Origin of the sequence: Sphingobium ummariense RL-3, assembly GCF_000447205.1 — a bacterium.
In the GTDB taxonomy this organism is placed as follows: Bacteria; Pseudomonadota; Alphaproteobacteria; order Sphingomonadales; family Sphingomonadaceae; genus Sphingobium; species Sphingobium ummariense.
This window is the reverse complement of sequence record NZ_AUWY01000063.1, coordinates 1-4,038: the sequence shown is the minus strand read 5'-3', so window position 1 is coordinate 4,038 and position 4,038 is coordinate 1. Positions and strand designations below refer to the sequence as shown.

The following is a 4,038-nucleotide window of genomic DNA, read 5'->3' as shown; positions in this document are numbered from 1 at the left end:
CTAACCGATCTTATCGCCGAGCGCGGCAAGCCAGGCATGATCGTCAGCGATAACGGCACCGAGCTGACGTCGAACGCGGTCCTGGCCTGGTGCGCGGAGATCGGCGTGGAGTGGCATTACATCGCCCCCGGCAAGCCGATGCAGAATGGCTACGTCGAGAGCTTCAACGGCCGCATGAGGGACGAACTGCTAAACGAGACGCTGTTCCTCAGCCTAGACCATGCCCGTGTGGTGATCGCCGCATGGGCGGAGGACTACAACCAGGAGCGCCCGCACTCAGCCCTTGGATACGAGACCCCAGCGGCCTTCGCCGCTGAACTGCATAAGCAATGGCCTGCTTCGCTACGCCCTACGGGCTCCGCTGCGCAGGCCATTGCTCAACCCGCGCTCATGCGCAACAAAGCCGCCGGGCTCTAATTGCTGCTGGTGGAAACCAAGGGGTCACGTCACTGTCGGTTGAGCAGGTTCATGAACAGACCGAAATTCCTCCGTGCCTCGTACATGTCGATCTTCTGGTATCGACCTTCATATCCCCCCGAACCGCTGATCCCCTGTTTCAGGGTCAGGGTCACGGCAAAGGGATATGCGAACTGGTTGAGGTTCACATAGGACAGGACGGATTGACGGTAGGCATTTTGATCGGATTTTGTTTGCATAGGAATAGGCACACGGGTGGATGACCCGATACTTAGAATGGATATAAGGGGGGTATGGGCAGACGATCTATAAAATCTGCCTATTCACTCTATCGCATGTGCTGAATCCCACCAATAGCCTGCGAGCATCGAAGTGGAAATTTTTCCAATCCAGGGAAACTTCCTGTTCGAATCTCGGATGTTCGACAGGACCGACTGCCGATTGTGATTGGATCACACCGGAGATCGTCGTGAGACTGGATAAGTTTTAAAGGAAAACTGGTGCCGCTTACGTGACTCGAACACGTGACCCTCGCATTACGAATGCGATGCTCTACCGACTGAGCTAAAGCGGCGTTGGCGCGGGCAGATAACAGCGGTCGGGGCGGAGGACAAGCGGCATTTGCGCAAATCCGCCTCTCCCGTCGGCCCCGCCCGGCCCCTGGAAGCCGTCCCGTCTTTACGCGCTCTTTACCATCCACATGCCATTGTCGGCCCAAGGAAAAGCTTTTCTTCTGACGGGAACCGACCGGATGGACACTCTGCGGGGGCATGACGTCGCCAACGATCAGGATGATTTCGATTATGCCGAGGAGGCGGCAGTCGAAACCCCGCCCCGTGCGATCAGCACCGACGAGCGCCGCATGCAGGTGCGCGCCTATAATTACTGGGCCTCGCTGCTGGGCGACCGCTCCCTCCCGTCTATCGAGGATCTGGTACCCGACGAACTGGAGGACTTCGGCCCCTTCAGCGTGTTGCTGGACTTCAGCGCCGGGCTGGAAAATCCCGCGATCGTCTATCTGGGCAGCGCGCTGCGCCGGGAATGCGAGATCGAGGGCCCGATCACCCATATCGACGACGTTCCGGCCCGATCGCTGCTGTCGCGCCTCACCGATCATTATCTCCAGATCGTCGCGAATGCCGCGCCCATCGGCTTCGAGGCGGAATTCGTCAACCAGCGCGGCTCGGAAATCCTCTATCGCGGCATATTGATGCCCTTCTCCTCCAATGACGAAACGATCGACTTCGTCTTCGGCGTCATCAACTGGAAGGAACTGGTGAGCGGCGAACTCGCCGCGACCCTCCGGCGCGAGGTGGATGAGGCGATCCGCAACGCCCCCGCCGCGCAGGATGTCGCACCCATCTGGGCCGACGGCCCCGCGGCCGGAGAAGAGGAGGCCTTGCCGGGCGAGGAACCTCTTGACCTCGCCGGCATGGAAACGCTGGACGACGACGCCTCGCTGGCCGACTGGCTGGCGCTGGCGCGCGATGGCGCGGAACTGGCCCGCACCAGCGAGGCGCGCAGCCACGCGGCTCTCTATCGCGCGATCGGCCTCGCCTATGACTTCGCGCTCGTCGCACGGGCGCTGCCGGACGATTATGCGGACCTGCTTGCCGACCACGGCATCAAGGCGCAGGCGCGCAGCCCGATGACGGCCATCGTGAAGCTCGTCTTCGGTGCAACCTACGACAAGACTCGCCTTGCCGAATATGCGACCGCGCTCGACCATGGCTGGGCGGCGGGCATGGGCGTGGGCACGCTGCGCGACTATCTCGCCGGCTATGCGGGCGGGCTCAAGGCGCTGGTGCGCGATGAGCGCGCGCTCAAGCGGGCGGAAAGCCCGGCCCGGCCGGACCGCAAGGCGGCTGCCCGTGCTACGCTCAGGGAAGCGCCTGCGCTCGATCCGGTCGCCATTCCCACCGACCCGGACGGGCTAGCGGTGGTCGTGGCCCGGCGCGAAGCGGACGGATCGCTCGCGATCGTCGGGGCGCTCCAGAACGGCTCGGCGCTCGGCCCCAGGGTCATCGCGGCTGCGGTCCGCTGAACCGCGAGCTAATCACTATATTTCAATTCCAAGAAATTTTGTGTCCTCGCGTAGCTTGAGCAGCGCGAGGGACGAGCGCATATAGGGCCGGAAAAAGCCGAGGAGTCGCGTGGCGGCGTTCCTGCCTCTCCTCCGTTCCAACAGAAGCGGACCGCGATCCGCTGAAGCGAGGTATGCGCATGACGGCCGTGGCTGAGCCCCATCTGAAAGAAGTCGACACATCCATCCGCACTGCCGTGGAGGCGGCGCTGTCCCGGGGCGCTCTGCCTGGCGAGAGCGAGGAATTCGACGCCGCAGCCACCGCGTCGGCCGCAGCCTTCCTGGCCCGTACCGCCGGCAACCGTCTTCCCGGAGACGCCGCGATCGCGATCGAGACGCTGGGAGAAGGCGCCAATGGCCGCTTCATGCGGATCGCGCTCGTCAACGACGACATGCCCTTCCTGGTCGATTCCATCGCCAACGCGCTCTCCGCGGTGGACATCACCATCCACCGCCTGCTGCATCCGGTACTGTCGGTGGAGCGCGACGGCGGCGGCATGCTGAAGGCGATCCTGGAGGACGACGCGCCCGGCGCCCGCCGGGAATCGATGATTTATATCGAGGCCGACCGCGCCGACGCGAAGGGACGCCGTGCGCTGGAAAAGGATCTGCATGAAACGCTGGCCGACGTCCGCGCTGCCGTCGCCGACTGGTCCCGCCTGCAGGAAGTGATGATCGCCGATGCCAATGCGATCACCGATGACGAGGGCGCGGCGCTGCTGCGCTGGTTCCTCGCCCGCAACTTCACCCAGGTCGGGCACGAGATCTGCCGCCGCGACGGCACGACGCAGGACCGGCTCGGCATATGTGCCCTGCGCGACAGGCCGCTGATCGCGCCGGCCTCGCGAGAGGCCGCCTTCGCCTGGTTCGAGGAAGGCAAGCGCACTCCGCTCATCATCAAGTCGAACCTGCTGTCGCGCGTCCATCGCCGCGTCCTGCTCGACCTGCTCATCGTCCCCGTCCGGGAGGGGAAGGACGTCACGGCGCTGTCGATCCATGCGGGCATGTGGACCAGCTCCGCGTTGGCCGCACCGCCCGACAAGGTGCCGCTGCTGCGCTCCGCCCTCTCCTCCCTCATGGACAAGTTCGGCTTCGATCCCGCCGGTCATGCGGGCAAGACGCTGGTCCACGCGCTGACCGCGCTGCCCCATGACATCCTGATCGGCTTCGACCGGGAGACGCTGGAGCGCCTTGCCCTCACCTTCATGTCGCTGGCGGATCGCCCGCGGCCCAAGCTAGCGCTCGCCACCAGCGCGCTGGCGCGCCATCTCTATGCCTTCGTCTGGCTGCCGCGCGACGAACTGACCACCGCGCGCCGCGTCGCGGTGCAGGACATGCTGGCCAAGGCGGCCCGGGGCCAGGTGCTGAGCTGGTCGATCGCGCTGGAGGAAGGCGGCCTCGCCCTGCTGCGCATCACGCTCGACCTGCGCGATGGCGGCACCGTGCCCGAAGACGCCCCGCTAGACCGCCAGCTCCGGCAGATGGTGCGCGGCTGGGTGCCCTCCGTCGAGGAGGCGCTGGCCGAGACCGAGGAGCCC

Annotated in this window: 3 protein-coding genes, 1 tRNA gene and 1 pseudogene; 3 read left to right on the top strand and 2 right to left on the bottom strand. The window is 64.9% G+C overall.

Going from position 1 to position 4,038, the window contains the following annotated elements:
• The coding region (locus M529_RS33180; RefSeq protein ID WP_021317572.1) for an IS3 family transposase at positions 1-417 on the top strand (417 nt) is incomplete at its 5' end.
• Positions 418-446: 29 nt separating this feature from the next.
• Here M529_RS33180 and M529_RS33175 read toward each other — a convergent pair.
• Together M529_RS33175 and M529_RS33170 are read right to left on the bottom strand one after the other, a co-directional pair.
• Positions 447-656: a hypothetical protein gene (locus M529_RS33175; RefSeq protein ID WP_021317571.1), complete on the bottom strand. Its 210-nt coding sequence runs from the start codon at positions 654-656 to the stop codon at positions 447-449.
• A 259-nt stretch (positions 657-915) separates the two neighbouring features.
• Positions 916-991, bottom strand: a tRNA-Thr gene (locus M529_RS33170).
• A gap of 177 nt (positions 992-1,168) precedes the next feature.
• On the opposite strand from M529_RS33170, the gene M529_RS33165 reads away from it, so the two are divergent.
• Both M529_RS33165 and M529_RS0124485 read left to right on the top strand, forming a co-directional pair.
• Positions 1,169-2,461: a PAS domain-containing protein gene (locus M529_RS33165; RefSeq protein WP_021317570.1), complete on the top strand. Its 1,293-nt coding sequence runs from the start codon at positions 1,169-1,171 to the stop codon at positions 2,459-2,461.
• A gap of 179 nt (positions 2,462-2,640) precedes the next feature.
• Positions 2,641-4,038, top strand: a pseudogene (locus M529_RS0124485) (glutamate dehydrogenase); the annotation flags it as partial.

Excerpts from the sequence above, each read along its gene's own strand:
- M529_RS33175 (WP_021317571.1), bottom strand. The coding sequence starts at position 656 with ATGCAAACAAAATCCGATCAAAATGCCTACCGTCAATCCGTCCTGTCC.
- M529_RS33165 (WP_021317570.1), top strand. The coding sequence starts at position 1,169 with ATGGACACTCTGCGGGGGCATGACGTCGCCAACGATCAGGATGATTTC.